The following is a 24587-nucleotide window of genomic DNA, read 5'->3' on the forward strand; positions in this document are numbered from 1 at the left end:
CTGCGACTGAATCCGGCCCCACGATCACACTCGCAATCAACCTTGAACGTCCTCTAATTCCTTGCCCTTCGTCTCCTCGATGAACTTCACAACGAAGAACAACGAAAGCAGAGCGCAGAGCGCGTAAAACCCATAGGCGAGCGCCAGCGAAAGGTCCTTGAGCCCCGGGAAGGTGATCGTGATGATCCAATTCGAAACCCAGAGGGCACCCGTCGCGAGCGACAAACCTGCTGCGCGCATACGGTTGGGGAACATCTCGCTGAGCAGTACCCAGACCACAGGCCCCCAGGACATGCCGAAAGCGACGACGAAAAGGTTGGCTGCGATCAACGCCATCGGTCCCTGAGCGCCTTCCAGAACGGGGCTGCCGTTGACGACGGGCGCTGTTCCGAAGATGACCGACATCGTGGTGAGCGTGACCGTCATCGCGATCGATCCAATGATGAGCAGGGGTTTGCGGCCGAACCTGTCAATCGTTGCAATCGCAATGAGCGTGGTCACGATGTTGATCGTCGCGGAGATGATCGTGATGACGAAGGCCTGGCTTTCGTCGAATCCCACGGCGACCCACAGCACGTTGGAGTAATAGAAGATCACATTGATTCCGATGAACTGCTGGAACACAGCCAGGCCCAGACCGATCCAGACCACCCGGGCGATCCTTCCATTGGGCGACTTCAGGTCCCGCCACGATGGGGCCTTCTCACGCTCCATCGTTTCGCGAATCCGCTCGACCTTGGCATCGATGTTCGCCGCGCCGACCAGCTTAGTCAGGATCGCTTTGGCCTCAGAGACCCGATGTTTCGCGATCAAGAACCGCGGCGACTCTGGAATCGACAGCGAGAGTGCGCCGTACAGAATTGCCGGAACCGCCATAGCGAGGAACATCCAACGCCAGGCTTCCAAACCGAACCAGAACGGCTCGCCAGAGCCCCCGGCCATCTCAGCGATGATGAAATCGACGAGCAGCGAGATGAATATCCCGCTCACGATAGCGAGTTGCTGCAGCGCACCCAGCCTTCCGCGGACCCGGGACGGAGCAATCTCGGCGATATACGCTGGCGAGATCACAGCCGCCATACCGACGCCGAAACCGCCAACGATACGGAACAAAACAAGAACCGACAGACTCGGCGCGAAACCCGTTCCAATCGCGCTGACCAGGAACAGCACGGCCGCGATCCTCATAACGGCCAGCCGCCCCATACGGTCGGCCAGCCGGCCGGCGAGGAGTGCTCCGGCAGCCGCCCCGAGCAAAGCAGAGGCAACGGCAAATCCAAGCGACGTTGCGTCTGCCTGGAAGTGGCTCTGCACGGCCGAGACGGCGCCGTTGATCACGGCACTGTCGTACCCGAAGAGCAATCCTCCCAGAGCCGCTACGGATGCGATCCGAACGACTCCGAGGCCCCCTTGCTCGCCATCGCCATTGGACGACGCTTCTTGGTTGGCCGCTGGCCTTATTGAACTTGACAAAGTCACTCCTTCGTGTGGTTGCAAGCTGCGCAGGTAACGTTACCAAGAGTATCTACGCCAAAACGAGATTGACCCTGGGAACGACTTAAAGGTAACGTTACCAAGCTCTAATGTCAACCAGCCATTCGGAGTCTCCTGTGACTGGCATCCATGGCTCCCATCGAAGAACGGCAGAAGCTGCTCACGGCCTAAGTGATCATCCACCCCTCAGAGTCGGTGTAACGGCTAAATCGGTCGGCCTTCCCTCCTTCGCCGTTCTCGTGGAGCTTCACATCCTGGTTCCATACCGGAATCGCGCTGTGGGTGACCGAGTCTGGCTGGGATTCATCATTCTGCTTCCTCCTCCTCTCCGAACTCGGCACGTGCCGCCTCGGCATGCGCACCAGGGCGTGGGGCGCCTCTGTCGTTTTCTTTGCATGTGGCCGACGTAGCGGACGGGGGTGCGAATGGTCTGGAGGGCGTCCGGGTTGCGCCCGGCGGCATCCGGCAACTCGCGCACCGGTGGGGCCTCCCCCTACCCTGAATTCGTCGAACACGACCTGCGCATTCATGCGCTCGCTCGGCGTGGGCCAGTGCGGCGCCGACGTTGGTTCGCCGCTGAGGATAACGTTGCGCTCACCAGTCATGTCCCTCGCAAGGTGCTGCTGGTGTCCTCGGATGTCCTTCGGGCCGGGGTTGCGATTTCGCTCCCCTTCGTGACCTTTACGCCCGCGTTCCAGGCTCGGATTCCGGTTGTCCTGCCCAAGGAAAGCGAATACACCCTGACACCATCAGCCCGGCTCCTCCGACGCTATTCCGATGACACTAACCGACCTGCGGTCTTCGCCGCCCAGTTTTCACTCTCCCACGCCTGCTTCATCATCACCTACCCGCTGGCCGGGGTACTCGGAGCAACGCTCGGGCTCGCCCCGACCGCCCTGATCCTGGCCGCGACCGCCGTGGTCGCCGGGATCGTTGCCCTGCGGTCATGGACGGAACCCGCGTCACCGAAGCCCCTGGAGACGCACCCCTCATCGTCGGCGACCAGCTGCTGACTCAGCGCCCTGCCGTCCCCCCTTCTGCTCGATTGTCTACAGGAGCGCATCCATCCGAGGAACCTTGAAGGGCGGCACCGCGTGCTTACTGAGGGAAGAGTCGTTCGAGGAGATGGAAGCAGCCCGAGCCCAACACCCTCACATAACTACACGATCAAGGGATACGAAGAAAGTAACGGGGCGAACGGAGGAACCTTCACTTCTGCCGGGGGCTGGTCAAGGGCGCAGCGAAGAATTCTCGCTCGTGCGCGGCCGAGGCGCGGAACGCCTGGGCCATACGGCGCCGGGCCGGTTCAGCCGCCGCGGCGGCGGTGGAGGTGACAATCTTGATCGCACGTGCGGTGGAAGCGGCGAACTCCTCGTCCGCGTAGGTGTCCAGCCAGCTGCGGTACGGATGCGCGTCGTGCGAGAGCGGATGCAGCCGCGTGCCGACATCCTGGTACACCCAGAAGCACGGCAGCAGCGCCGCGGCGAGGACGCCGTAGTCGCCGCTCGCGCCGGCGGCCGAGAGGTGGTTGAGGTAGGCCGTCGTTGTCTCGCTGGGCTGCACGCCGGCCAGGGTCTCCTCGGCGATCCAGCTGGAGTGCAGGTCGAGTTCGGCGGCGATCGCGCCGTGCGCGCTGGCCGCCCAGAACGCCTGCTCGGTGGCGGTCGGGGCAAGCCGGCTCGCGACGGCCAGCATCCGGGCGTAATCGCGCAGGTACAGGGCGTCCTGGGCGAGGTACCAGATGAAGGCGTCCCGCTTCAGGGAGCCGTCCCCGAGCGCTTGGATGAACGGCAGCTCGTCGGTGTCGGTGCGGATGTCACGGATGTCGTGCCACCATTCCTCGGCGACCTGGTCCGGGCTGGGGCTGGTATGCAGGCCGCCGCGCTGCCACAAACCGGCAAAATGGTGGATCGGTCCGTGGCCAGATCCGACCTGCAGGTCGCCAGAGTGGGCGATGCTTTCGGTCAACCAAAGTTTCGCCTCGGCTACCGCGTCCCCCCAATCCGCCAGGCTCGGCCCCGCTATGCCGGCCCGAGCCGCGACCCGGGTTGCGACAGCGGAGGAGAAAGAACACCCGGTACCGTGGGTGTTCGGGGTGTCAATCCGCAGCCCGGGAAACTCCCGCAGGGTGTGGGCGCCGACGAGGGCGTCCGGTACGAGGTCGCCGGCGAGGTGTCCGCCTTTGGCCAGCACGAGGACCCCGTACGTCTCGGCGACGTGCTGCGCCTGGCGCAGCACCGCCGACCAGCTGGTCGCCACGGGAGAACCGTCAAGGATGGCCAGCTCCGGGATGTTGGGCGTCACCAGGTGCACGACGCTCAGCAGGTCGCGCAGAGCCTCCTCAGCATCCTCGGTGAGCAGGCGGTCGCCGCTGGTGGCGATCATCACCGGGTCGAGCACTACGAGCCCAGGCTTTACTTGGCCGAGCCACCCGCTCACGGTGCGGGTGACGTGAACGTCGGCCAGCATCCCGATCTTGACGGCATCGATGTCGACGTCGTCGCTCACTGCGTGCAGCTGCTCGCGCAGGAAGGAGACCGGCGGCACGTGCACCGAGCGCACACCGTGGGTGTTCTGCGCGACCAGTGCGGTCACGACGGCCATGCCGTAGCCCCCGTTCGCCGCGATGCTCTTGAGGTCGGCCTGGACGCCCGCTCCACCGGTCGGGTCGGTACCAGCAATGCTCAGCACGCGCGCGGTGCGTGGGGATGCGCCGGTCACGCCGTCGCTCCCCAGGCTGCCCGCAATTCGCGGGCAGCCTGCTCGGGGTGCGGCGCCGCACAGATCGCCGACACCACGGCGACGCCCGCCGCCCCGCACTCACGGAGGGCGGCCAGGTCGCGCAGGCCGATCCCGCCGATAGCCACGGCCGGCAGCGTGCTGACCCCAACCAGGCGAGCGAACTCGGCCAGCCCCAGGGCAGGGGGCGCGTCGCTTTTGGTGCGTGTGGCGTGCAGTGCGCCGATGCCGACGTAGTCGACCAGGGCAGGGTCCTCAGCCGCGCGGCGCAGCTGGGCATCCGTCGATGCGCTGAGCCCGATCATCGCGTCACCCCCGACGAGATCGCGCACCGCGCCGACGGGCAGGTCGGATTGCCCGACGTGCACCCCGGTCAGCCGGCGCCCGGCGGCACGGGCGGCCAGGAACACGTCGACCCTGTCATTCACGATCAACGCCACGGTGTCGGGCAGCACATCCGCGATGCGCAGCACCGTGTCGAGGAACTCCCGCCCAGCGGTCTCCTTCTCACGCACCTGCACGGCGCTCACGCCTCCGGCAACGGCGTGCCGCACCACGTCCACGATGCTGCGCCCGGCCGCAGCGGCCTGCCCCGAGTCGGTCACCAAGTACAACGACAGGTCGAGGTTCATCGGAGCACCGCCCGGCGTGCGATGTCCTGGGCGGTGACGGTGGACAGGGCGTCCACAAAGGCGACAGCGAAGCTGCCCGGACCGGCGGCGGACTCTGCCGCGAGCTCGGCCGCGACGGTGTACACCGTGGCCGCGGCCACCGTGGTGACGAACCTGTCGGCGTCGACCGTGGCGAACGCGGCCATGACCGCGCCGAGGGCGCAGCCCCCGCCGGTGACGCGGGTGAGCAACGGATGCCCGTTGTCGATGCGCACCAACTCACGGCCATCCGTGATGATGTCGACAGGCCCGGAGACGGCGATCACCCCACCGGTCATCCCTGCCAGCGCGTACGCCGCGGCCATAGCCGCATCTACCTCGTCGGATGAATCCACCCCGCGGCCGCCGGATCCTGCTCCCGCCAGCGCAATTATCTCCGACGCGTTTCCGCGCACCACCGTGGGTCGCAGGTCGCGGAGGGCGAAGGCCAGCGGCGTGCGCACCGGCAGAAAACCGACGGCAACAGGGTCGAGCACCCATGGTGTTCCAGCATCGTTCGCGGCTGTGACGGCCTCGACCATCGCGTCGCGTTGTTCGGCGCTAGGCGTGCCGAGATTGACGAGCAGCCCAGATGCAATCCGTGCGAACGCGCCCGCCTCGCCCGGAATATCGACCATCGCGGGCGCCGCACCGAGCGACAGCAACACGTTAGCGGTGAAGTTCACAACAACGCTATTGGTGAGACACTGCACGAGCGGAGGGCGGGCCCGCACCTCGTCGAGCGCTGAACAAGTGAATGAAATAAGTTCTTCTGGCGTGCGCATTTGCGCGACATCCCTTCGCTAGTACTAACTAGATCAGGTTCAACGGGTGTTATCTCAGCTCCCGATGGAGCACCCCGTGTCACTTGGCTTACGGCCCAGCGTATCGCAGCGCCTTCGTTCTTATTCATGGTTGGACGCGGCCACTATCTTGACAACTGGCCGACGGAACGAACTCATTGCGCGAGCGCTCCAAGAGCTGACCGAGCGTCTCGTATCCGACGGCGGCTGCGTCAAGTGGGCGTAGGGAGACAGGACGTCTCACAGCCCTGACCTGGGATGGCCAAAATGTCGGCTGCGACTGCTTAGCTAACGGCAAGGACGCTTCGACATCCTCTCCTGCTGGGTACGACCTAATTTTTCTCGAGTCACCACTGCAACTTCTTACACCGCCTGCGGGCACCACCATTCGAGAACTGCCTTACACACATTTCACCGTGCCTTTAGAGCCCCTTCGTCGCCTTGCTCTCGTGACTGGCGTCAACATCGACGGCGACCAGCTCGTCGACTCCGGCGCGGTGATAACTGGCACTTCGACTCGCGCATCCCCCTCACTGAACAGACCGGGGAGGCTGTCTACGCGAAGAACGACCTGGACCGCGGGCATCTCGTCCGGCGTCAAGACCCGGTATGGGGCGGCTCCGCGACCGCCCGGCAGGCTAACGCTGATACCTTCGCCCACACCAACGCCGCCCCGCAAGCCGGGGCATTTAACCACTCGCAAGCGCTCTGGCTCGGCCTTGAGGACCATACCCTCACCTACGCACGCACCAACAAGAACCGCATCAGCGTTTTCACCGCATCTGTGCTCTCCATTGAAGATCCGGTAAACCGCGGCACTGGTATCCCACAATCCTTCTGGAAAATCGCCGCGTGGACCACCACGATAAACGGTTCCACCGTTCGTCGAGCTGCCAGGGTCGTCCTGGACCAAAGTCCCCAACTGGCCGATCTCGACCTTGACGCTGCCAGCCGTCGAGCTCTCACCGCCGGCACTCCCCCACCCCTCGGTCCACATCGGACGTACCAGGTACCCATCGCGGACGTTGCAGTCCTCACCGGGCTGAACCTGACCGCCCTGGCCGAGGCGGATGCCCTAGCGCCCCTAGCCCTAATCCGGAACGATGTCGGTCCTCGCGAGCTGTGGGTTGAACTCACTGAATTATCGGGAGTTCGCCTTATATCCATATGCATGAGGGATGCGCCTTCTCGATTCGTTAGCGCCATGGCGCCAGAATACGGCCCGCACCGCCCCGCCACCATGGAGTTTCGAGACTGTCGAGTAGCGAACGATTGTCGCGAAAAACACACTGGAGCGCGAATCTTGTCCGGGTGGGGCAACCGGGACGGCCCGGTCGACAGGAGCGCTGGGGTACTCCTGTCAATTTCCGAACTCGGCTGCACAATTTCCGCACTCGCCTGCACCACACCGCGGCGGGCTGAGCCATTCGTTCGCGCGACGGAAATCAAGCATGGTCGAGCACGGGACGTCGGACGGGCCGCCAGCCAGGCGGAGCGAGAAACCATCATGAAGAACGATTCGAAGAGTGGTGTTGGAATAGTCGAGTGGCAATTCTTCACGAGCCACAACAACACCGTCGGGCCCGACGTCGCTCTGTTAGAGCGGCTTGAGCGTTTAGGAATCCCTTTTACCCTCTGGGTAGCCTGAGATCGTGTGGAACACCATGAGCGCCAGCCGCGAAACACGTGAGGACCTGCACGAGCTACACCTCCGGGGATCTAAACCGGCGCTGGTGCATCTTCGGAGTCGTTTGAACGGGCCGAGCACTCCGCGGCTCGACGGCAGCGTCGTACGCCTGGACGCCGTGAGCGAATGATTCCTGGCCCATATCAAGGAGCGTCACGAAACGCAGCGCACAGAACTGCCATCGTGTTGGGACCCCTCGAGACCCACCTCCGAGAGCGGTGACCCGGGGAGCGGCCCGTTCACGTCAGCTCAGCTTGCCCTGATCGATGAGGTGCAAGTTTACTTCGGGGAAGTCTTGACTGCGACCTTCCCTGATGCGGAATGGGTGATCCATAGAGGCCACAAGAATGACTTCAGGAACGGTTCGACAATGCTCCAGCTCGGTAAGGGAGGTCCCTTTCCAGTGCGTGACGTGGTTTACAAGGAAGCTCTTGGCGTTGTGCTGTCCGGGGGCGACGCGGCGGTCGACACCTTGTCCCGCTTGGTGCGGGAAGAGTCAGCCGGGCGGGCATGAGCCCGTGCGGGACACAATGAGCGCCAGCCCCGAGAAGGCCGCGGAGCTGCACAACGCGAACCACCAGAAATCAAGTCGCCACACCAGCGGTTTCGGGCCCGCTTGACCGGGCCAAACAACCCGCGACTCGACGGCAGCCTTGAAAGCCTGGACACCATGAATGACCGGGTTCCTGACCTGCATCCTGTAACAACCAAGATCCCTCAGCTGTGAACAAACGCTCAGAAATTGCCGCCAGTTGAGGGTTCCGCTAACGGGCGCTCAACCCATTCTCGACGAAGGTTGGCGCATCGAGGATCATGTGGCCAAGCAACCGAGCACCGGCCGAGGTAAAGTACAACGCGCGCTCGTACTGCCGGAGCTGCGCGTGGCCGCTCATGCAGGCAACTTCCGATCCCCACCACCGCCGCGAACGAACGTCTAGCGGCTCAGTACTCGGCTGAGTTACCGGGGCTTCTCGATGTCGGCCGCAGCTCGTCGCGCGGCCGCAAGATGCGCCGCGACCCGCAGTCGGCGTCCTGAACGAGCGGCGGGCCCTCACGTCGTAGGGGCAGGGGTGTGGATGACGACGTGTAGGTTGTCGGCGAATCGCTAGTTGTCACTTGCGGCTAACGCTCGTTCGCTGCTTGTGGGACTGCCGACGCCCAAACCCATGCCTTGTGCTTGGTGCTTGGTGCTTGGTGCTTGGTGCTTGGTGCTTGGTGCTTGGTGCTTGGTGCTTGGTGCTTGGTGCCGTCGATCGTGAACCGGATCGCTTCGGCGCTCGATGTCGAACTGCACGACTCCGCATCGACGAGAGCCGGCTCGGAGTGATTCTCTGCCCAAGAGCAACGACTCAGGGGAGGTAGTCGTTTAGTGTCCGGTGGTTCGGTGTGCGTTCACCTGCGCGTCGGTGAGTGCAGTCGTGTAAACGGCGGCGTTGTCGATGGTTCCCTGGAAAAAGAAACGAGGCGGTAGGCCAGGCCAGGAGGTCAGGTTGTCGTAGCCGATCTTCCAGAAGCCGCTGTACGCCGCGGCGGTAGTGACGGTGGTGTCGGAGGCAACAAGAGTGCCGTTGACAAGTAAGCGCATACCGGCCGGGGAGAGTGTGGCGACCACGTGCGTCCAGTTGCCGGTGTTATACGACACCGGGCTGGTGATCACTTTAGCGGCGCCGGGGTAGACGCCGAAAATGAGGTTGCCATTCGCATTCATGTAAATGTGCCGGTCGTAACTGCTCGATTGACCTAACTGGGAGTTGCCGAAACCAATGAGCTTGCCGCCCTGTGTGTATCCTGGCGCGGTTTTGAACCACAGCTCGAGGGAGAAGACGTTCAATCCGGCGACCGTAGTGGGGGTACTCACGTAGCCGCTCACCCCGTCGAGAGTGAGGGCAGGGCTCGCGTTGGTCTCACACGATCCCGCTGCCCGACGCGCACCGCCCTGAAAAGTGCCGTTTCGGTTATTCCCAGACCAGTCGGTGGCGATTGTTCCGGATGTTCCGGTGAACCGGTAGAAGAAGAACGGGGTGTCTGCTGGCGTTGGCTTGGTAAGACACGGGTAAGCAGCGTCGGCGGCGAGGGTCGTGGTGGGATTCGCGGTGGGCCCGGTGAATGCGGCGTCGGCAGTTGCTGTTGCGGTGCTGATGAGCGTGCAGGCCAGCACGGCCAGCACGACGAACGTGGCGGAGCGGCCCGAGCGAGGCGAGGTGGCCCCGGGCAAGTTATCGGTCGAAACGACGGGAGGATTGTCATCCGGCGGCATATCCGCGTCAGGAGGGTCGACAGCGGGTTCAACGGGATGGATGATGCGTCGATCGAGGCGGGTGGCGAGGAGAAGTGTGGCAACGGCTCCAAAAAATACTACGAGGGGGAGAACGGCTCCGTCACGCAGCCAAATCCCGGGGAAGCCGGCGAACGGCACCCGGATGACGCCGACGCCGCGCACGGCGTCGCGGGGAATGGTGCTGGTGTCGACGGTTGGGTTGGCATCTCCCTGAAGCACCAGTGCGCCGGTCCCGTCGGAGGCGACCATCCGATGCAGCCGAAACCTGTCATCGTGGTCAGGGTCGTCGACAAGGAGCACCTGGCCAACACGGAGATCGTCGTCGTCTACGGGCATCGCTACCACAACGTCGCCCGCGCGGATACGCGGTGCCATCGAGTCGCTGGCAACTGTGGTCGGCAGCCAGCCGATTGCGGCGGGCAGGGCAGCCCAAATGAGAAGGGATACCGCGCTGGAAAGCATGACCCGAGCCACAGTGGCGATCACGATCCGCCACCAGAAGCTAAACCGAGCCAATCTTGGCAAACCCCCAACAAGTACTCCATGTCGCGTTCGAGACGATGAACGCGACATGGGGTAAGACCTCGGTTCTACTAGGAGCATTAAACGGACGCAGCCACCACGCGGGTTTACACGGCGACCAACTTCCGGAGTGTTGGGCTAGCTGCTCTGGGCTTCCCAGGTGAAGCCGATCGAAGCGGTACTCCCCTGGGTTGTGTTCGGGGCGCCAGCGTCGACCGTGTAGGTGAACTGGTAGGTGCGGCTCTCCGCTGCGGTGCCGGTTGGCGCCCAGTTGCCCGTACCAGTGCCGAAGCTGGTCGCGGCAGTGCCGAAGCCTGCCAGGGTGCCGGTGAACACTGACGAGCCAGTTGCCAGCGCGGTGAACCCCGTGCACGACCCAAAAGTGCCGCCAGTGCCCTGCACAACGCTGAGGTTGATCGATCCGCTGAAAGCGTTCGTCGTTGCAGGGGTAGTGCCGTAAAGCTTCACAGCGGACGGAACAGTGCCAGAGGAAGTGACAACGATGCACTTCGTGCCGGTCGAACCCGGCGCGAGCTTTGTCGCGGTGAACATCGCTATGTTGGTGTCGTCGTCGGTCAGCGCAACGGTGCCTGAGCTCCAATTGTTGATCGGGTTTACTGTCGTCGCCGTGAACGCCGAGTACGAGGCCTGACCAACGATCAGGCCGCTGACCAGCAGGCCAGCCGGAATGACCGCAATCCGAGCGAAACGAGCTGCACGAGTAGTGGACGCAGTGCTGTGCATGGAAAAACTCCCCAGGTTTATGCTGCTTGGAATGAGCGGGGACGGCATACGGAGAGTCGTCGCGATTTCCTACACAAGTCACCGCGCATAACTATGATATAAGCTCTGAATATTAAAAACATATATGTGCCTCGAACTGGGGGTTGCCCACAGGGTAATGGTCGCGGAAAAGTGCCGAGGTCGCCGCCCCGTAAACGCATTCACGTGCCGAGGCGACCATGCCCGGTTGTGGGACGCGAACGACCTGTCCTTGAGGGTGACCGTGACCTGGTCCAGGTCCGCCCGAACCTCGACCGTTCGTCCGATCCCGGCCGGATCGACGGAGTAGTCGTTGCCGTGGACGCGAACGGAGTAATCGCGCGGCAAGCGGACCCTGGCGGCGAACCCGACCAGCGGAGCGACCGGCGGCAGCGCGAGCATCGCGGCCCGGTCCGCCGCGACCGACTCCGTGGGGCGCCCGCCGAGCCGGCGAACAACCCTCCCGTTCGCCCGGGGCAACCAACTCGCGAGTTGCTCGTTGAAGTCAGCCGGCGAGCGAAACGATCGGCCTGGCAGGAACGATGTCTCCACGGACTGATTCGTGCAGACGAGTGCGCCAATTTGTGCAGACGAGTGCGGAACTTGACATCTGGGATCGCCGGAATCTCGAGGATCGGCGATTCCCAGAATCGCGCCACAAAACCTGCTGGGTCAAATTCAGTTCATATCGTGAGTTAGGGGACGCTCTTTCCGAGGCCCCCCTGTCGGCTGCGACTGCGTGACTATCGACATGGACGCTCACTGGCAAAGTCGCTCTACACACGCTCACTCCCCTTCGGCCGACGCGTCTACGTTCCTGGCGACCCGAAGGGCGAGCACACCGCCGTCGCCGAGGCCGTCGGCGGCAAGGCGATCATCCTTGGCCATGGACTACGCAACCGACTGAATCCGCTCGATGAGGGGCACCGGGCGGCCTCCGCATCGGATGCCGAGTCGTGGGCACAGCTGGCCTCACGGCGTCGTGACCTGATCGGCGCACTCGCCGAGACCGTGCTCGATAGAACCCTCAGTCCGCTCGAGCACACGGCGATCGACCTCGCACTGGCGGATATCGTTCGGAGCGCAGAAGTGCCGATCCTGCCGATCCTGCCGATTCGAGAAGCCATGAAAAACCTTCCTTCGACGCGGGAGCTGAGGACCGGTCCGGCCGCGGATTGGCGATCTATGGATTGGTCAATCGCACCAACAGAGCCTCAGCAGCACTGGAGATGCTGCCAATTGAGGAAAGAGTGACGATGCCAGCAACGCCCCAGAACCAGTAACGGTCACTCCGACCCGCTTTCATCCGGTTGAACGCCAACCACCAAGCCGCCACCGACGCCAAGGTGGAGGCGATTACGGTACCAAACGCCATCCGTACGAAGTCTGCTGCGTCTGGAGCATCCCAGGAGTTGGTCAAGAGCACGATGAAGAACGGAACGATGATCATCCCCACGAATCCGATGAGCACCGGAGACACTGCACGTCGTTTCTGAGTACCCGTCTGAGTTGACATGCGGTGAGTCTCGCAGGTCTCGCCCCTGCAGACGTCTCAACCGCTCCAGCGATCCGCAAAGGGTTCCCGAATGCCACTCCCCGAGACTTCGGGACTAAGCCGAATAGGCCTGAATCTGCTTCCAGAGTCCCTGAAACGCCCGTGGCGTGTGCGAGCGTGGTCACACCAGGCTGATGGCATCGCCATGAATGCCCCGACCGTCAGCAAAAGGCCTCAGAGGTCTGAAACCACGCCGAAGCAGTGCACTTGGCTCCACCTGCTCTGGGCTCTTCCGATTCCAGTGGTTGTGAGTGCAGTCCTTCTGATCAGTGCGCTGTGGGACTTCTGCGGAATCAACGGGTGCACGGGCGGCGGATTCGGAATCAATCGGGATATCGGCGGCACGATCGGCAACCTCCTGCCACTCCCATTTCTGATCGGACTGCCCATCTTTCTCGTTCCCTGGTCGCCGAACCGCTGGGCGAGGGCCGTTGTGGCACTCGTGAGTGGAGTCACTTTCGCGGGACTCGGATTCGGACTTCTCGTGTCGATGGCCTCGTGACGCGTTCTTGGCTGGCGAACGGCCACACTAGGCAGGTAACGGCGTGCTCACGGGAGGATCGAAGCAATGCGAGTACTCAACCTGCTTTGGGCACTCCCCGTTGCGGCGTTCATCCAGTACTACTCCATCGTGGCTGCGCGGCTCGCTTGGTGCGGGCTCAGAGACTGCCACGGTCTCGGGTCGGCTTTGAACATCCCGATGGTCTTTGAGACCCTAGCGGCACTCTCAATCGGCGCGGTGCTCTCCGCCGCTGTGTTGATGCTCCCGCCTTGGACAAAGAGGTGGCGTCTGCGTCTTATTGTCCCGGCCGTCTACTCGAGTGTGATTGCTGCGGCCCTTTTTGTGTGGCTCGCAGCATGACGAACTGCGCCCCGCGGCTCTGTCGACCTGCCGCAAAGGTAGAGGTAGCTTGCCACGCTCTCCCTTAATCTGGCCCACCGAGACCGAATCGAGCGTTGGCGGACGTTTCGGCGCGCAACGTGAGCATTGGGCAATACGCTCAACGACATGGATATGCGCCAGCTCACCGATGACGACCTGGAACTCATTGCGAGAGCGGAGGAAGCCATTGATGCCAACGCGGACGTTGAAGGTGGCGTGCACACAGTCGGAGCCGCTGTTCGGGATGCCACGGGACGGATTCACGTGGGCGTCAATGTTTATCACTTCACGGGTGGTCCCTGCGCTGAGCTCGTCGCGCTGGGAACGGCGCGAACTTCCGGAGCACGCGAGCTGACGGCAATTGTGGCCGTGGGCGACAGCGGTCGCGGCGTGAAAGCCCCTTGTGGTCGCGATCGCCAGATTCTTGCCGATTACCACCCCAACATTCGAGTCATTGTTCCCACTCCGGTGGGCGTGCGTAACGTCTCAATCGCCGACTTGCTGCCATTGGGCTTCGATTGGTTAGCCGAAGAGAAAGGGGCCGGTGACAGGGCGGCGAGTTCGATCATTGGGTAGCTCGATGGTCGGTCACCACGGGGCAGCCGGGTGCCTCTCGAGCAGATAGCTTGACCTGGCAGGAATGCCATTCAAGGTGCCACGGTGGATGAGTCCTGGACCATTAGGTTGTCAACATGGATCCCACCTGGCTTCTTGTCGCGATAGTGGTGCTCGTCGTATTCGCGACCATCAGCGTCACCGGCGCATTGCGGCGCATTGCGGCGCATTGCGGCGCATCGCGACAGCCACCGAAAAGACGTCCGCCGACATGGAAACACTGCTTGCTGCGCTCCAGACGACCGCCATTCGACCATAGACAGTTGCATCAATGGGTGACCTTCAGATTGTGCGGGCCGAGGATCCCCGAGTGGCCGATCTCGAAGCATCCGGCTACCGGCTGGTCGGTGAGAGTTGGGGTGCGAGGCTGCACTTGGCGGAGGCGCCGGATCTCACCAGGATTCAGCAGGCGGTGGCCGGGGCCGAGGTATCCGGAATCACGATTCTGGAACTCTCGGCCGAGTACGCCGATGCGGTCTGCGACCTCGAATTGGCCAACAACGCCGATTACCCGTTCACACCCGCGACGTTCCAAGCACCTCCCGAGCGAGAGTCAATTCGTGGCTTCTGGGCCTCGGGCAAGAGAATCTTTGGCGCTCTTGACGGCGGCGTCCTGGTCGCAGTCGTCGTCGGGCAGGTTGTGGATGGCACGGGAAACAACGACTTCGCTTCCGTGCTGAGTACCCACCGCGGCCGCGGACTCGGCGCTGCGGTCGCGGCAGCATCCATCGTTACATTCGCCAAGGAAGGAGTTCGCGAGTTCACGGCAGGTGGCGCCGCTGCCAACGCGGGGCGTCTTGGCCTAGTCCGCTCGATGGGGTTCAACGTCGAAGAACAATGGCGGAGCTACGAACGGCAATTACTACTGACCTGCGCCCCTGGAACCAATCTGATGCCGGGCATCTGCTTCGCGCGTTCGGTGCCAGCGACGACCTCGCAACTCAAGTCGGCGATGCCGACCTGACATCGCTCGAGTGCTGCCAGGAATTCATCGCACTCCAGCTCGCCCCGTCCAGCCCCTCCGTGCGCAACTTCGCAATCAGCGTCGACGGCAAAGCAGTCGGTAACGTGGGCATCGGAAACATGAAGCATCGCCACGACACCGGCTGGGTCGACTACTGGGTGTCCGCCGAGGCCCGAGGCCATGGCCTCGCCTCACGCTCTCTCACCTCGGCTGCCAACTGGGCATTTGAACAGCGCGACCTGTTTCGGCTCGAGCTCGGGCACAGGGTCAACAACCCGGCATGCTGAACCATCGCCCTGAAAGCGGGATTCATCCCAGAGGGAATCGAACTCCAGAAACTCAAGTACGAAAACCAGCGCTGCGACGTCGAAACCCACTCACGTCTGAGGAGTGATCCCGCACCCAAGATCGACCTACTCAAGACCCGTTGAGGGTTCCCAATAGGGGGCGACAGCGGCCGTTCAGTCCTGGAGCGGCGTTCAGCTCGAGGGTGGCGGGACCGAGGCGCCGCCGCGCAGCGCCACCCGGAGGTTCAGCTCGTCACCGGCCTGGGGCTGGCGGCTGGTGAGCGGGTTGAGGAAGCCGAGGTCGTCGTCCGTGATGCCGAAGCGGTCGGCGATGTCGTTGAGCGTGTCGCCGGCGACCGCACGGTAGGAGAGTGGGGCGCCATCGGCTGAAGCGGCGGCACCGCCGGCGCCAAACCGGGCGCCGGTATCGACGGCGAGCAGCCCGGGGCGGGTGTCCGGCACGTCCCAGGTGATCGTGCCGACCGCCCGGGGAGTAAGCACGCAACCGTCAGGATCGGTCGTGGTCGGGTCGGTCTCCGTGATGACGGCGGTCAGGTAGTAGCTGGGGTCGCCGCGGGACAAGTCCCTGGGGCCCATGTTCAGCCCGGGCTGATCGGCGTCCGTGGAGAGGTTACCGAACGAGAAGCTGTGCATGTCGGCCAGGCAGATCGTGGTCTCCGACCAGGGGCTGAAGAACAGTTGCAAGCCTCCGGGGACGTCCGAGTGGAAGTCCTTCAGTGCGACGTCGAATCCGCCCCCACCCGCCGTGACGACGACGGTTCCGGAGATGGCGTTGTCTCCCGAGGCCGACGTGAGCTCGGCTGTGCCGATGACACCGTCGGGGATGACGACGTCGGCCGCACGGTCGGGCGGGGCCGGCGCATCCGTGTGAACGGTCGTGTCGACCGGTGGAGTCTCGGTTGTCGGGGGCGAGCAGGCCACCAGTCCGAGCACCAAAGCAATGCTCCCCAGAACGGATGTCGTCAGTCGTGGCATCAGGTCCCCTCCCCGCCGAACCCAGTATGGCAGTCGGCCGCATCGCCGGGCGAGCCGCGGGCCCGACGGACGAGGTGGCTCGTCCGAAGTCGCTATCGCACGCACCGATCGCTCTGTCTGAATCGGCACTGCGAAAGCTCAGACCAACCGTTCAAAGTTTCTCGAGGTTTTGACGCTCAGGAATTGACGCTCAGGTCTCGACGGGCTCCGGTTCAGGGCTGGGGGTCTGGGCTGGCGTCTGTGAGCGACCAGGCCGTGACGGAGACTTCGCCGCCCGCGACGATGTCGAGAGTGCTGGGCCAGGAACCGCGAACCAGGCCTGGGTAGAGCGCTGCGTAGAGCGTGTAGGTCGTGGGGACATCCGCTGTGGCCATGGCGCCCCAGCCGAGCCGGGCGATGGCGTAGCCGCCGGCCGGAACCACGATGGGCACGGGGCCCTCGTCGGTGGTCATGAACGATCCGCCGTGCACGAGAGTGACGTCGAGGGCCGACCCGCTCGCGTCCGCGAAGGCGAGGTCGGGGTAACCGCTGAGAGTGCATGGGGAGTCGGTGAAGTTCATCGCCTGGATCGACAGGGTGCGGTGCCCCATTGCCGCGTCCGCGTCTCCGAGTAGCAACGCCGCCTGGTCGGGCGTGCACCAGTCAGCGGCGGGCTCGACCACTGCGGGCGCAATGGTGGACGGCGGCGTGACCGGTACGTCCGGGTCGGGCACGGAGCCGAGGGTGTGCCCATTGGCGCGGGCGTTCTCCGCCGCCGCATCGAGCCGCGCGGCCCGGCTCCCCGCACCGGCCGCCAAACCGGACAGAATCACGGCGACGACGACGATGCTGCCAAGAACGGCGAGCGGGCGCGTGCGCAACGGGCCGGGTGCGGCCGACGCCGGGACGGCATCCGCGCCCGGCTGAGCCGGGTGGGCCGGTTGGGCGCGCACCCTTGCGCGGCGCATGGCGAACAGGGCCGGCAACCACCCCCAGGCGATCCCCCAGTACCCGCTGAGGAGAACGGACTCACCGGCCGGGTCGAGCACGAATGCGGCGCGGGACGGCGGGAATGCCGCAACGATCGCGCTGATCACCCACGGGAGGGTGGCGAGGAAGCCGGTCAGAACGGCCACGAACCAGAGGGCGAAGAACCGGGCTGTGCGCGATCCGTCAGTCCGGTCGACGATGAGGCGCGCCAGGAACAGGTAAACCACGAAGACAACGGTGGCCGAGGCAAGAGGGGCGAGAGCGATCCACGGCCAGGACCAGAACCAGACGCTGCGCGGAATCGTTTCCGGCAGGAGGTGCTTCACGAACGCGTTGGGCACCAGAGCGAACCAGGTCAGGAAGCCGAATCCGCCGGCGCACATGACCCACCACGCGGCAGCGACGGACGCCGGAATCCAGAAAAATGGTCTGTGGCCGGGCCTTGTCATCCCCAGAGACTACGTCAACCAGGGTGCGCTCGGGGAGTCGAAGCAACTCGGACAGTTCGTGCTGGGTGAGGAACGTCGGAGTAATCTGCGTTGTCGCGTCGATACCCAAAAGGTGCGTAGGCGCTACCGGAAGCCATCCGCGTGGGCCGTGACAGATCAGTATCTGTCCGGGCCGCACGACAACCCAGCACTGCTGCCTGGGGTATCTGGTAATTCGGCCCGTTTCGGGCCTTGAGGGAAGGATGGGCGATGGGTGATATCGCCGGGGAATCCTGCGCCTCCTACTGCTGGGGTACCTGGACTCGAACCAAGAACAACTGAACCAGAATCAGTCGTGTTGCCAATTACACCATACCCCATTACCCATTCCGCAGAACGGGCCGACTCGTAACTCTAACCCACTCTGGGATCCGGGACAAACTGAGCGCGGAATCAGCCGGTCATTGCCTTGTCTCCCTTCGCCGGATCAGGCGTGATGCACCTCACCCGGCGACGAGCGTCACTCGAGAGTACTGGCCGCTAGACGCGCGAGCCGAAGAACGGACTCCGCCTTGCCGAGAATCTCCATCGACTCGAACAGCGGCGGCGAGATGCGACGACCGGAAATCGCGACCCGCAGGGGGCCGAAGGCCACGCGCGGCTTAAGCGCGAGCCCGTCGATCAGCGTCTCGGTCAATGTGGTGTGCACGCGGTCATGGGTCCATTCCGCTTCAGGAATGTCGAGCAGCGCGCCCGTGGACGCGGCGAGAATCTCGCGCGTGTTCTTCGGGAGAGAGGCGAGGGCATCCGGCTGATAGACCAGCGAGTCACCACCGATGAACAGGAAGCCGAGCATAGCGGGCGCCTCACCAAGCAGAGCGATGCGCTCCTGCACGAGCGGCGCGGCGGCCTGGAGGATGGCCTGCTGCACCTCGCTGAGCGGTTCGGTCACGTCGCCGGCAGCCACCAGGTACGGGATGACCCGGATGGCGAAGTCGTCGCGGTCTAACAGCCGAATGTGGTCGCCATTGAGCGACTCAGCCTTCTTCAGGTCGAAGCGGGCCGGATTCGGCAACACGTCGACAACATCGAACGCGGCGATCATCTCGTCGATCGTGAACACGTCGCGGTCGCTGGAGAGCGACCAGCCGAGCAGCGAAAGGTAGTTGACCAGGCCCTCGGGCACGAAGCCGCGGGCGCGGTGGTGGAACAGGTTGGATTCGGGGTCACGTTTCGAGAGCTTCTTGTTCCCCTCACCCATCACGTAGGGCATGTGCCCGAAGCGCGGCACGAACGTGGCCAGTCCGATGTCGATCAGCGCGTGGTACAGAGCAATCTGGCGCGGCGTGGAGGAGAGCAGGTCTTCGCCGCGCAGCACGTGCGTGACGCCCATCATGGCGTCGTCGACCGGGTTCACGAACGGGTACAACGGATGACCGTTGGGCCGCACCACGACGAAGTCGCTGAACGAGCCCGCCGGGAAGGTGATCTCACCCCGAACCAGGTCGTCGAACGAGATATCCGTGTCGGGCACCTTGAGTCGGAGCGCCGGCGAGCGTCCCTCGGCAAGGAAGGCCGCCTTCTTCTCGTCGCTGAGGTCGCGCTCGAAGTTGTCGTAGCCGGCCTTGGGATCGCGGCCGAGGGCGACGTTGCGCACCTCAATCTCTTCGCCTGTGGCGAAGCTCTCGTAAATGTGACCGGACGCCTTGAGCTGCTCGATCACATCACGATAGATGTCGTAGCGCTCGGACTGACGGTAGGGACCGTGCGGTCCGCCGACCTCGACGCCCTCGTCCCAGTCGAGGCGTAGCCAGCGCAGCGCGTCGAGGAGCTGCACGAAGCTCTCCTCGGTGTCGCGGGCCGGGTCCGTGTCCTCGATCCGGAAGATGAATGTGCCGCCGGTGTGCCGGGCGTAGGCCCAGTTGAACAGCGCCGTGCGGATCAGGCCGACGTGCGGCGTTCCGGTCGGCGAAGGGCAGAACCGAACGCGAACGTCGGTACCGGTGGCAGTGGAGAACGGGTGCGCAATAGTCTCAGACATCACATCCGATTCTAGTTGGCTTGGCGCGTGGACGCGGGTGGCGAGTCCAGCACTGCCAACCGGCGCAGGGTGGCGGCGATGGCGGGCACGCCGGCGGCCCCGGTCGCCGTGACCGCGTGCAGGGTTCGCTGGTCGCGTCCGCGGGTGGGCCGAATGGCGACCAGCGGCTGCGCGCCGACCGAGTCGAGCGCCAGCGCCGGCAGCATGGCCACTCCGATGCCTGCTGCCACGAGTCCGATCACGGCGGCCGCGTTGTCGGTCTCGTAGGACACTTTCGGCGTGAAGCCGCTGTGTCCGCATAGTTCCAGCAGGTGGCCGCGGCACCGCGGACATCCGCCAATCCAGTTCTCCTCGGCCAGATTGCCAAGGTCGACGGCCGCGTCGCCGGCCCGCGCGTGGCCGACCGGCAGCACGACCATCATCTCGTCGCGCCGGAGTCGGGTCACGACCAAACCCTCCGCGCTGTCGCGATGCGGGTCGACCCGGTCGCCGGGGTAGCTGAATGTGATCGCAAGGTCGGCCTGGTTCTGCCGCACCAAGGCGACCGCCTCGGGCGGCTCGGCTTCGACATAGGTGACGCTGACTCCAGGATGGCGGCGGCGCAGGTCGGCAAGCAGGCGCGGCACGATCGTCGCAGAGGCGGAGGGGAACGCCGCGATCCGCACCCGGCCGGCACGCAGGCCCCTCAGTTCGGCGAGCTCTTCCGCGGCGGTGTCGAGGGCCCCGCTCACCGTGTCGGCATGCCGGGCGAGCAGGCGGCCGGCGTCGGTGAGCCGAACACCGCGGCCGACGCGTTCGATCACGGCCAGACCAATGCGCCGTTCGAGCCGTTTGAGCTGCTGGCTCACGGCGGGCTGACTGTAACCGAGGGCCGCGGCCGCTGCCGTGATCGAGCCGTGGTCGGCGAGGGCACCCACAACGCGCAGCATGGTGGAATCGAGTTCTGGGGAGGCGATGGTGGGCACGTATAAATCATAATGTCTGCTTATGGTTTGCCTCAATGACTGGGCATTGTTGAATGGATGCGGCCGGTCCCATGCTGGAAATATGATCCAGAGCGACTCCCCCACGTCCCGTTCGTCGCTGTCTGCGCTGTCGGGTGACGTGCCCGGCCGGCAGGCCGGAGTGCCTGCACTGCCTGATCGGATCGGCGTAAGCGAGGCGCGTAATCGATTCCGCGGCGGCCGCGGCTACCTGGCCGCCTGCACGCTAGGGCTACCGACCCGGGAGACGGAGACGGCCCTGCGCGCGGACGCCGAGGCGTGGGCGTCCGGGCGGGCCTCGGCCACGGACTACGCCGCGGTGGTCGAGCGAGTACGGCACGCGTATGCGGGGCTGGTGGCGGTGCCGGTGAGCCGGGTTGCGATCGGGTCGCAGGCATCCGTGCTAGCCGGACTGCTCGCCGCCAGTGTGCCCGACGGCGCCGAGGTGCTCTGCGTCGACGGCGACTTCAGTTCGATGGTGTTCCCGTTCCTCAGCCAGGCGCACCGCGGGGTCACCGTGCGGCATCTGCCTCTCGCCGAGCTAGCCGCAGGGATCACCGACGACACCTGGCTGGTGGCGTTCTCGCTCGTGCAGTCTGCAACAGGTGCCATCGCCGACACTGCGCTGATCGTGGCCGCCGCCCGTGCTCACGGGAGCTTCACTCTCTGCGACACGACGCAGGCTGCCGGGTGGATGCCGGTGGACGCATCCGTCTTCGACGCCAGCATCTGCCACAGCTACAAGTGGCTCTGCGCCCCGCGCGGCGTGGCCTTCCTCACTGTGAAAGAGGGTCTGGCCGCCCTGCTGCGCCCCGTGCAGGCGGGCTGGTATGCCGGCCGAGACCCGTGGGCATCCTGCTACGGACCGACCATGGACCTCGCGACCGACGCGCGCCGTTTCGACGTCTCCCCCACCTGGAACGCCTGGGTGGGCGCCGAACCCGCGCTCGACCTGTTCGGCCGGCTTGACCTGACCGCGGTGCGCGACCACGCCGTGACCCTGGGCGATGCGCTCTGCGCCGGCCTCGAGCTCACCCCGGCAGGCCAAGCGATCGTGACCTGGCCGGATGCCGGCGGCGTCGACCTCGACCGCCTCACCCGGGCGGGCCTCACCGCGTCGGGCCGGGCCGGCCGGGTGCGCGTGGCGTTCCATTTGTGGAACGACGAGGACGACGTCACCGACGCTCTGCGGGCGCTCCGCCCCTAGTTGGATCTCAACGCCCACGACCGCCTGCCGGTCGGGGCCGGCCGCGCCGCCTGGCCACGCTGGATCACAGGCGACGCGCTCTGCCCGACATCGAACCAATTCGACGGAGATTTTGGGTCAAGCACCCGTTTTTGACTCCAAAAACGCCGTTGTCGGCAATATCTCCGTCGAATTCGTTCGGGCTTGCATCGGACCCGCTGGGGATCGGTTACTTCTTCGCGGTGACGGCGGCGATGATCTCGCCGGCGAGCGCGGCCGAGGACGCCGGGTTCTGGCCGGTGTAGAGGTTGCGGTCGATTTCCGTGTGCTCGCCCCACGCCTCGCCGGCGATGAAGACGGCGCCCAACTCGACCAGGCGGCTCTGCACGAGCCACTTCGCCTTCGGGGCGAGACCGCCGAGGGTCTCCTCCTCGTCGGTGAAGCCGGTCATCCGGTAGCCGGTGAAGGGCCAGCTGCCGTCGGCCCGCTCAGCGGCGAGCATCGCGGCAGGGGCGTGGCAGACCACGCCGAGGATGCGGCCGGAGTCGAGGGCCTCGGTCATGATGCGTCCGGAGACGGCGTCGACGGCCAGGTCTTCCATCGGGCCGTGTCCACCGGGGTAGAAGACCACGTCATAGTCGGCGACCGTCACGTCACTGATCGAGCGCGGCTCGTCGAGTTCGCTGCCGATCGTGTCGAGGTAGGCCACGATCGCCGCGGCTCGGTCTTCTCCGCCGGCGGCCGCGGGTGTCAGGCTGCCCGCGTCGATGGTGGGAGCGACGCCGCCGGGAGTCGCGATGGTGATCTGCCAGCCGGCCTCGGTGAACAGACGGTGCGGCTCGGCAAGCTCTTCGGCCCAGTAGCCGGTGGGGTGCAGGCTGCCGTCATTGAGGGTCCAGTGGTCAGAAGCGCTGACGACGAAAAGTACGGAATTCATGGGTTCTCCAGAGATTGTGATCGAAAGAAAGGGATGCTGCGGGGAAAATCAGACGTTCGTGCGGACGACCATCTTGCCGGTGTTCTCACCGCGCATGAGGCCGAGGAAGGCGTCGACCGCGTGGTCGATGCCGTCGACCACGGTCTCGTCGAAGACGACGTCGCCCGCGGCGAGCCACCCCGCCATGTCGGCGGAGAAGTCGGAGAAGTGCTGCACATAGTTGCCCACGATGAAGCCCTTGAGGGTCAGCCCGCGGCCGATCATGTTCGCCAGGTTTCGCGGCCCACCGGCGGCCTCGGTGTTGTTGTACACGGAGATCGCCCCGCAGAGAGCGGCGCGTCCCCCATCGTTGAAGCTGTCCAGCGCCGCCTCCAGGTGGTCCCCGCCGACGTTGTCGAAGTAGACGTCGATGCCGCCGGGTGCCGCCGCGGAGAGTTGTTCGGCGATGTCGCCGTCCTTGTAATTAAAGGCCGCGTCGAAGCCGTACTTCTCGGTCAGGAGGGCGACCTTCTCGGCCGACCCGGCGGAGCCGATCACGCGCTTCGCGCCCTTGAGCCGCGCAATCTGGCCGACCATGCTGCCCACGGCACCGGCCGCGCCGGAGACGAAGACGGTGTCGCCTTCCTTGAGCCCGGCGACCTCGAGCAGCCCGACGTAGGCGGTGAGGGCAGTCATACCCAACACGCCGAGATAGGCGGAGAGCGGAACACCCGGGAGTTCGGGAACGACCCGGAAGTCGGCGGCGTCCCCCTGCACGAGGTCGCGCCAGCCGAACTGGTGCACGACCACGTCGCCTACCGCAACCGCGTCCGAGGCGGAATCGATAACGCGGCCGACGGCCCCACCCGTCATCGTCTCGTTCAGCGCGTACGGCGCGGAGTAGGACTTCGCGTCGCTCATCCGGCCACGCATGTACGGGTCGACCGAGACAAACTCGTTGGCAACGCGAACCTGGCCGGGGGTCAGCTCTGGCAGGTCGACGCGAATAGTGCGGAAGTCGGCATTCGTCGGCCAACCGGTGGGACGGGCGACGAGCTGGATCTGGGTGCTGGTGATGGACGAGGCCACTAGTGACTCCTCTGCTTTTTGTAACGGATGGTCTAATATATTGTGTACTGAGCGATACACAAAACCACTCACAGGAAAAATGGAGGAACCACCATGGGCCGGCTGCAGAGCTTTGATCGCACCACCGTAGTACAGGCCGCCCGGGACCTCTTCTGGGACCGGGGCTTCGACATGGTGTCCCTCGCTGAACTCGAAGACGCGACCGGGCTCCGGCGGTCCAGCATCTACCACGCCTTCGGCAGCAAGCGTGGCCTCTTCGACGCGGCCGTCGAGGACTACCAGGTCACCGTCATCCGCCCCCGGCTGCGAACCCTGACCGGCGCCGGAATCGGTCGGACCTCCCTGCTGACGTACTTCACAGAACTCCGATCGGCGGTCGCCGCACTGCCGGAGGACTCCCCCCGGCGCGGCTGCCTACTGGTGAATTGTGCCGCAGGACTGGCCGGGCACGACGACCTGGCTCGTCAGGTGGTCGACGGCTACCGGTCCGATCTGACGACCGCGCTGCAGGACGCTCTCCGCGCCGCCGACACGCTACCGGGCACCAGGCTGGACCGCGCCCCGGAGCGCGCCCGCACCCTCGCCTCGCTGGGATTGAGCGCAATGCTGCTCGCCCGGGTCAACGCGACCGAATCGGTGGCGCTGCTCGACACGGCGATAGAGCAGATCCGCTCCTGGCTCCCCGAAGATACCGCATAGGGTTCCCCGGAGACTCGCCGTTGGCGGCAACGTGACCACCG

General features: G+C 64.8%; 23 protein-coding genes, 1 tRNA gene, 1 pseudogene and 1 riboswitch. Of the genes and pseudogenes, 10 read left to right on the forward strand and 15 right to left on the reverse strand.

The annotated features are described in order from the left end of the window. Nucleotides 1-36: 36 nt before the first annotated feature. On the reverse strand, nt 37-1461 hold the full coding sequence (locus E3O65_RS04345; RefSeq protein WP_134362608.1) for a sugar porter family MFS transporter: 1425 nt from the start codon (nt 1459-1461) through the stop codon (nt 37-39). Nucleotides 1462-1919: 458 nt separating this feature from the next. Here E3O65_RS04345 and E3O65_RS17390 point away from each other — a divergent pair, with 458 nt between their 5' ends. Continuing rightward, complete coding sequence (locus E3O65_RS17390) at nt 1920-2507, forward strand: hypothetical protein (protein ID WP_198411662.1); 588 nt, start codon at nt 1920-1922, stop codon at nt 2505-2507. Nucleotides 2508-2703: 196 nt separating this feature from the next. Here E3O65_RS17390 and E3O65_RS04355 read toward each other — a convergent pair whose 3' ends face one another. The 3 genes from E3O65_RS04355 to thiM all read right to left on the reverse strand — a co-directional run bounded on the left by E3O65_RS04355 (nt 2704) and on the right by thiM (nt 5668). After that, nucleotides 2704-4215, reverse strand: a complete 1512-nt coding sequence (locus E3O65_RS04355; protein WP_241985673.1) for a bifunctional hydroxymethylpyrimidine kinase/phosphomethylpyrimidine kinase — start codon at nt 4213-4215, stop codon at nt 2704-2706. Further along, entirely contained in the window at nt 4212-4865 is a 654-nt protein-coding gene (gene thiE, locus E3O65_RS17110; RefSeq protein ID WP_166785648.1) for a thiamine phosphate synthase, read from the reverse strand. Before thiE ends, E3O65_RS04355 begins: the two co-directional genes overlap by 4 nt. Then, on the reverse strand, nt 4862-5668 hold the full coding sequence (gene thiM / locus E3O65_RS04365; RefSeq protein ID WP_134362500.1) for a hydroxyethylthiazole kinase: 807 nt from the start codon (nt 5666-5668) through the stop codon (nt 4862-4864). The genes thiE and thiM overlap by 4 nt, the downstream gene beginning before the upstream one ends. Beyond that, a riboswitch (TPP riboswitch) is annotated at nt 5662-5755 on the reverse strand. (Overlaps the previous gene by 7 nt.) Before the next feature lie 241 nt (nt 5756-5996). Here thiM and E3O65_RS17475 point away from each other — a divergent pair. Further along, complete coding sequence (locus E3O65_RS17475) at nt 5997-7334, forward strand: DNA/RNA non-specific endonuclease (protein ID WP_134362610.1); 1338 nt, start codon at nt 5997-5999, stop codon at nt 7332-7334. A 1405-nt stretch (nt 7335-8739) separates the two neighbouring features. Here the strand turns inward: E3O65_RS17475 and E3O65_RS04380 are convergent. The 3 genes from E3O65_RS04380 to E3O65_RS17545 form a co-directional block, all read right to left on the reverse strand. Further along, entirely contained in the window at nt 8740-10113 is a 1374-nt protein-coding gene (locus tag E3O65_RS04380; RefSeq protein ID WP_166785649.1) for a LamG-like jellyroll fold domain-containing protein, read from the reverse strand. Nucleotides 10114-10311: 198 nt separating this feature from the next. Then, entirely contained in the window at nt 10312-10917 is a 606-nt protein-coding gene (locus E3O65_RS04385) for a hypothetical protein (protein WP_134362503.1), read from the reverse strand. A gap of 78 nt (nt 10918-10995) precedes the next feature. Next, complete coding sequence (locus E3O65_RS17545) at nt 10996-11337, reverse strand: Mu transposase domain-containing protein (protein WP_422386402.1); 342 nt, start codon at nt 11335-11337, stop codon at nt 10996-10998. A 357-nt stretch (nt 11338-11694) separates the two neighbouring features. Here E3O65_RS17545 and E3O65_RS17120 point away from each other — a divergent pair. Further along, nucleotides 11695-12045, forward strand: a pseudogene (locus E3O65_RS17120) (ATP-binding protein); the annotation flags it as partial. Nucleotides 12046-12118: 73 nt separating this feature from the next. On the opposite strand, the gene E3O65_RS04395 reads toward E3O65_RS17120, so the two are convergent. Continuing rightward, on the reverse strand, nt 12119-12451 hold the full coding sequence (locus tag E3O65_RS04395; RefSeq protein ID WP_134362504.1) for a hypothetical protein: 333 nt from the start codon (nt 12449-12451) through the stop codon (nt 12119-12121). 286 nt (nt 12452-12737) lie between these two features. On the opposite strand from E3O65_RS04395, the gene E3O65_RS04400 reads away from it, so the two are divergent. The 5 genes from E3O65_RS04400 to E3O65_RS17125 all read left to right on the forward strand — a co-directional run bounded on the left by E3O65_RS04400 (nt 12738) and on the right by E3O65_RS17125 (nt 15239). Then, nucleotides 12738-12992 (forward strand): hypothetical protein, encoded by a 255-nt coding sequence (locus E3O65_RS04400; protein WP_134362505.1) that lies wholly within the window; start codon nt 12738-12740, stop codon nt 12990-12992. 66 nt (nt 12993-13058) lie between these two features. Continuing rightward, complete coding sequence (locus tag E3O65_RS04405; protein ID WP_134362506.1) at nt 13059-13352, forward strand: hypothetical protein; 294 nt, start codon at nt 13059-13061, stop codon at nt 13350-13352. Nucleotides 13353-13499: 147 nt separating this feature from the next. Then, the gene (locus tag E3O65_RS04410; protein WP_198411661.1) at nt 13500-13949 is read left to right on the forward strand and encodes a cytidine deaminase family protein; all 450 of its coding nucleotides are present in this window, start codon (nt 13500-13502) and stop codon (nt 13947-13949) included. 310 nt (nt 13950-14259) lie between these two features. Continuing rightward, nucleotides 14260-14952, forward strand: coding sequence for a GNAT family N-acetyltransferase (locus tag E3O65_RS04415; protein WP_134362507.1), 693 nt, complete (start codon nt 14260-14262; stop codon nt 14950-14952). Then, the gene (locus E3O65_RS17125; RefSeq protein ID WP_241988657.1) at nt 14892-15239 is read left to right on the forward strand and encodes a GNAT family N-acetyltransferase; all 348 of its coding nucleotides are present in this window, start codon (nt 14892-14894) and stop codon (nt 15237-15239) included. Before E3O65_RS04415 ends, E3O65_RS17125 begins: the two co-directional genes overlap by 61 nt. 192 nt (nt 15240-15431) lie before the next feature. Here the strand turns inward: E3O65_RS17125 and E3O65_RS04425 are convergent, their stop codons facing one another. The 5 genes from E3O65_RS04425 to E3O65_RS04445 form a co-directional block, all read right to left on the reverse strand. Then, complete coding sequence (locus E3O65_RS04425) at nt 15432-16235, reverse strand: LysM peptidoglycan-binding domain-containing protein (protein ID WP_134362508.1); 804 nt, start codon at nt 16233-16235, stop codon at nt 15432-15434. 212 nt (nt 16236-16447) lie between these two features. Then, complete coding sequence (locus E3O65_RS04430) at nt 16448-17653, reverse strand: DUF4232 domain-containing protein (RefSeq protein WP_134362509.1); 1206 nt, start codon at nt 17651-17653, stop codon at nt 16448-16450. A gap of 287 nt (nt 17654-17940) precedes the next feature. After that, nucleotides 17941-18012 (reverse strand) — tRNA-Gln (locus tag E3O65_RS04435). Between the two features lie 140 nt (nt 18013-18152). Continuing rightward, complete coding sequence (gene gltX / locus E3O65_RS04440) at nt 18153-19673, reverse strand: glutamate--tRNA ligase (RefSeq protein ID WP_134362510.1); 1521 nt, start codon at nt 19671-19673, stop codon at nt 18153-18155. Between the two features lie 11 nt (nt 19674-19684). After that, on the reverse strand, nt 19685-20602 hold the full coding sequence (locus E3O65_RS04445) for a LysR family transcriptional regulator (RefSeq protein ID WP_134362612.1): 918 nt from the start codon (nt 20600-20602) through the stop codon (nt 19685-19687). 118 nt (nt 20603-20720) lie between these two features. Here E3O65_RS04445 and E3O65_RS04450 point away from each other — a divergent pair, with 118 nt between their 5' ends. Beyond that, nucleotides 20721-21863, forward strand: coding sequence for an aminotransferase class V-fold PLP-dependent enzyme (locus E3O65_RS04450; protein ID WP_134362511.1), 1143 nt, complete (start codon nt 20721-20723; stop codon nt 21861-21863). A gap of 208 nt (nt 21864-22071) precedes the next feature. Here E3O65_RS04450 and E3O65_RS04455 read toward each other — a convergent pair whose 3' ends face one another. Both E3O65_RS04455 and E3O65_RS04460 read right to left on the reverse strand, forming a co-directional pair. Further along, complete coding sequence (locus tag E3O65_RS04455) at nt 22072-22779, reverse strand: type 1 glutamine amidotransferase domain-containing protein (protein ID WP_134362512.1); 708 nt, start codon at nt 22777-22779, stop codon at nt 22072-22074. Nucleotides 22780-22827: 48 nt separating this feature from the next. After that, nucleotides 22828-23847, reverse strand: a complete 1020-nt coding sequence (locus E3O65_RS04460) for an NADP-dependent oxidoreductase (protein ID WP_198411660.1) — start codon at nt 23845-23847, stop codon at nt 22828-22830. 93 nt (nt 23848-23940) lie between these two features. On the opposite strand from E3O65_RS04460, the gene E3O65_RS04465 reads away from it, so the two are divergent. Continuing rightward, on the forward strand, nt 23941-24546 hold the full coding sequence (locus E3O65_RS04465; protein WP_134362513.1) for a TetR/AcrR family transcriptional regulator: 606 nt from the start codon (nt 23941-23943) through the stop codon (nt 24544-24546). Nucleotides 24547-24587 lie beyond the last annotated feature (41 nt).

The organism is Cryobacterium breve (assembly GCF_004402375.1).
GTDB classification, from domain to species: Bacteria; Actinomycetota; Actinomycetes; order Actinomycetales; family Microbacteriaceae; genus Cryobacterium; species Cryobacterium breve.

Bases quoted from the DNA above. Each gene is read 5' to 3' on its own strand.
- E3O65_RS17390 (WP_198411662.1), top strand. From the start codon at position 1,920: ATGGTCTGGAGGGCGTCCGGGTTGCGCCCGGCGGCATCCGGCAACTCG.
- thiE (WP_166785648.1), bottom strand. From the start codon at position 4,865: ATGAACCTCGACCTGTCGTTGTACTTGGTGACCGACTCGGGGCAGGCC.
- thiM (WP_134362500.1), bottom strand. From the start codon at position 5,668: ATGCGCACGCCAGAAGAACTTATTTCATTCACTTGTTCAGCGCTCGAC.
- E3O65_RS04380 (WP_166785649.1), bottom strand. From the start codon at position 10,113: ATGCTTTCCAGCGCGGTATCCCTTCTCATTTGGGCTGCCCTGCCCGCC.
- E3O65_RS04385 (WP_134362503.1), bottom strand. From the start codon at position 10,917: ATGCACAGCACTGCGTCCACTACTCGTGCAGCTCGTTTCGCTCGGATT.
- E3O65_RS17545 (WP_422386402.1), bottom strand. From the start codon at position 11,337: ATGCTCGCGCTGCCGCCGGTCGCTCCGCTGGTCGGGTTCGCCGCCAGG.
- E3O65_RS04395 (WP_134362504.1), bottom strand. From the start codon at position 12,451: ATGTCAACTCAGACGGGTACTCAGAAACGACGTGCAGTGTCTCCGGTG.
- E3O65_RS04405 (WP_134362506.1), top strand. From the start codon at position 13,059: ATGCGAGTACTCAACCTGCTTTGGGCACTCCCCGTTGCGGCGTTCATC.
- E3O65_RS04410 (WP_198411661.1), top strand. From the start codon at position 13,500: ATGGATATGCGCCAGCTCACCGATGACGACCTGGAACTCATTGCGAGA.
- E3O65_RS04415 (WP_134362507.1), top strand. From the start codon at position 14,260: ATGGGTGACCTTCAGATTGTGCGGGCCGAGGATCCCCGAGTGGCCGAT.
- E3O65_RS04425 (WP_134362508.1), bottom strand. From the start codon at position 16,235: ATGCCACGACTGACGACATCCGTTCTGGGGAGCATTGCTTTGGTGCTC.
- E3O65_RS04430 (WP_134362509.1), bottom strand. From the start codon at position 17,653: ATGACAAGGCCCGGCCACAGACCATTTTTCTGGATTCCGGCGTCCGTC.
- gltX (WP_134362510.1), bottom strand. From the start codon at position 19,673: ATGTCTGAGACTATTGCGCACCCGTTCTCCACTGCCACCGGTACCGAC.
- E3O65_RS04445 (WP_134362612.1), bottom strand. From the start codon at position 20,602: ATGCTGCGCGTTGTGGGTGCCCTCGCCGACCACGGCTCGATCACGGCA.
- E3O65_RS04450 (WP_134362511.1), top strand. From the start codon at position 20,721: ATGATCCAGAGCGACTCCCCCACGTCCCGTTCGTCGCTGTCTGCGCTG.
- E3O65_RS04455 (WP_134362512.1), bottom strand. From the start codon at position 22,779: ATGAATTCCGTACTTTTCGTCGTCAGCGCTTCTGACCACTGGACCCTC.
- E3O65_RS04465 (WP_134362513.1), top strand. From the start codon at position 23,941: ATGGGCCGGCTGCAGAGCTTTGATCGCACCACCGTAGTACAGGCCGCC.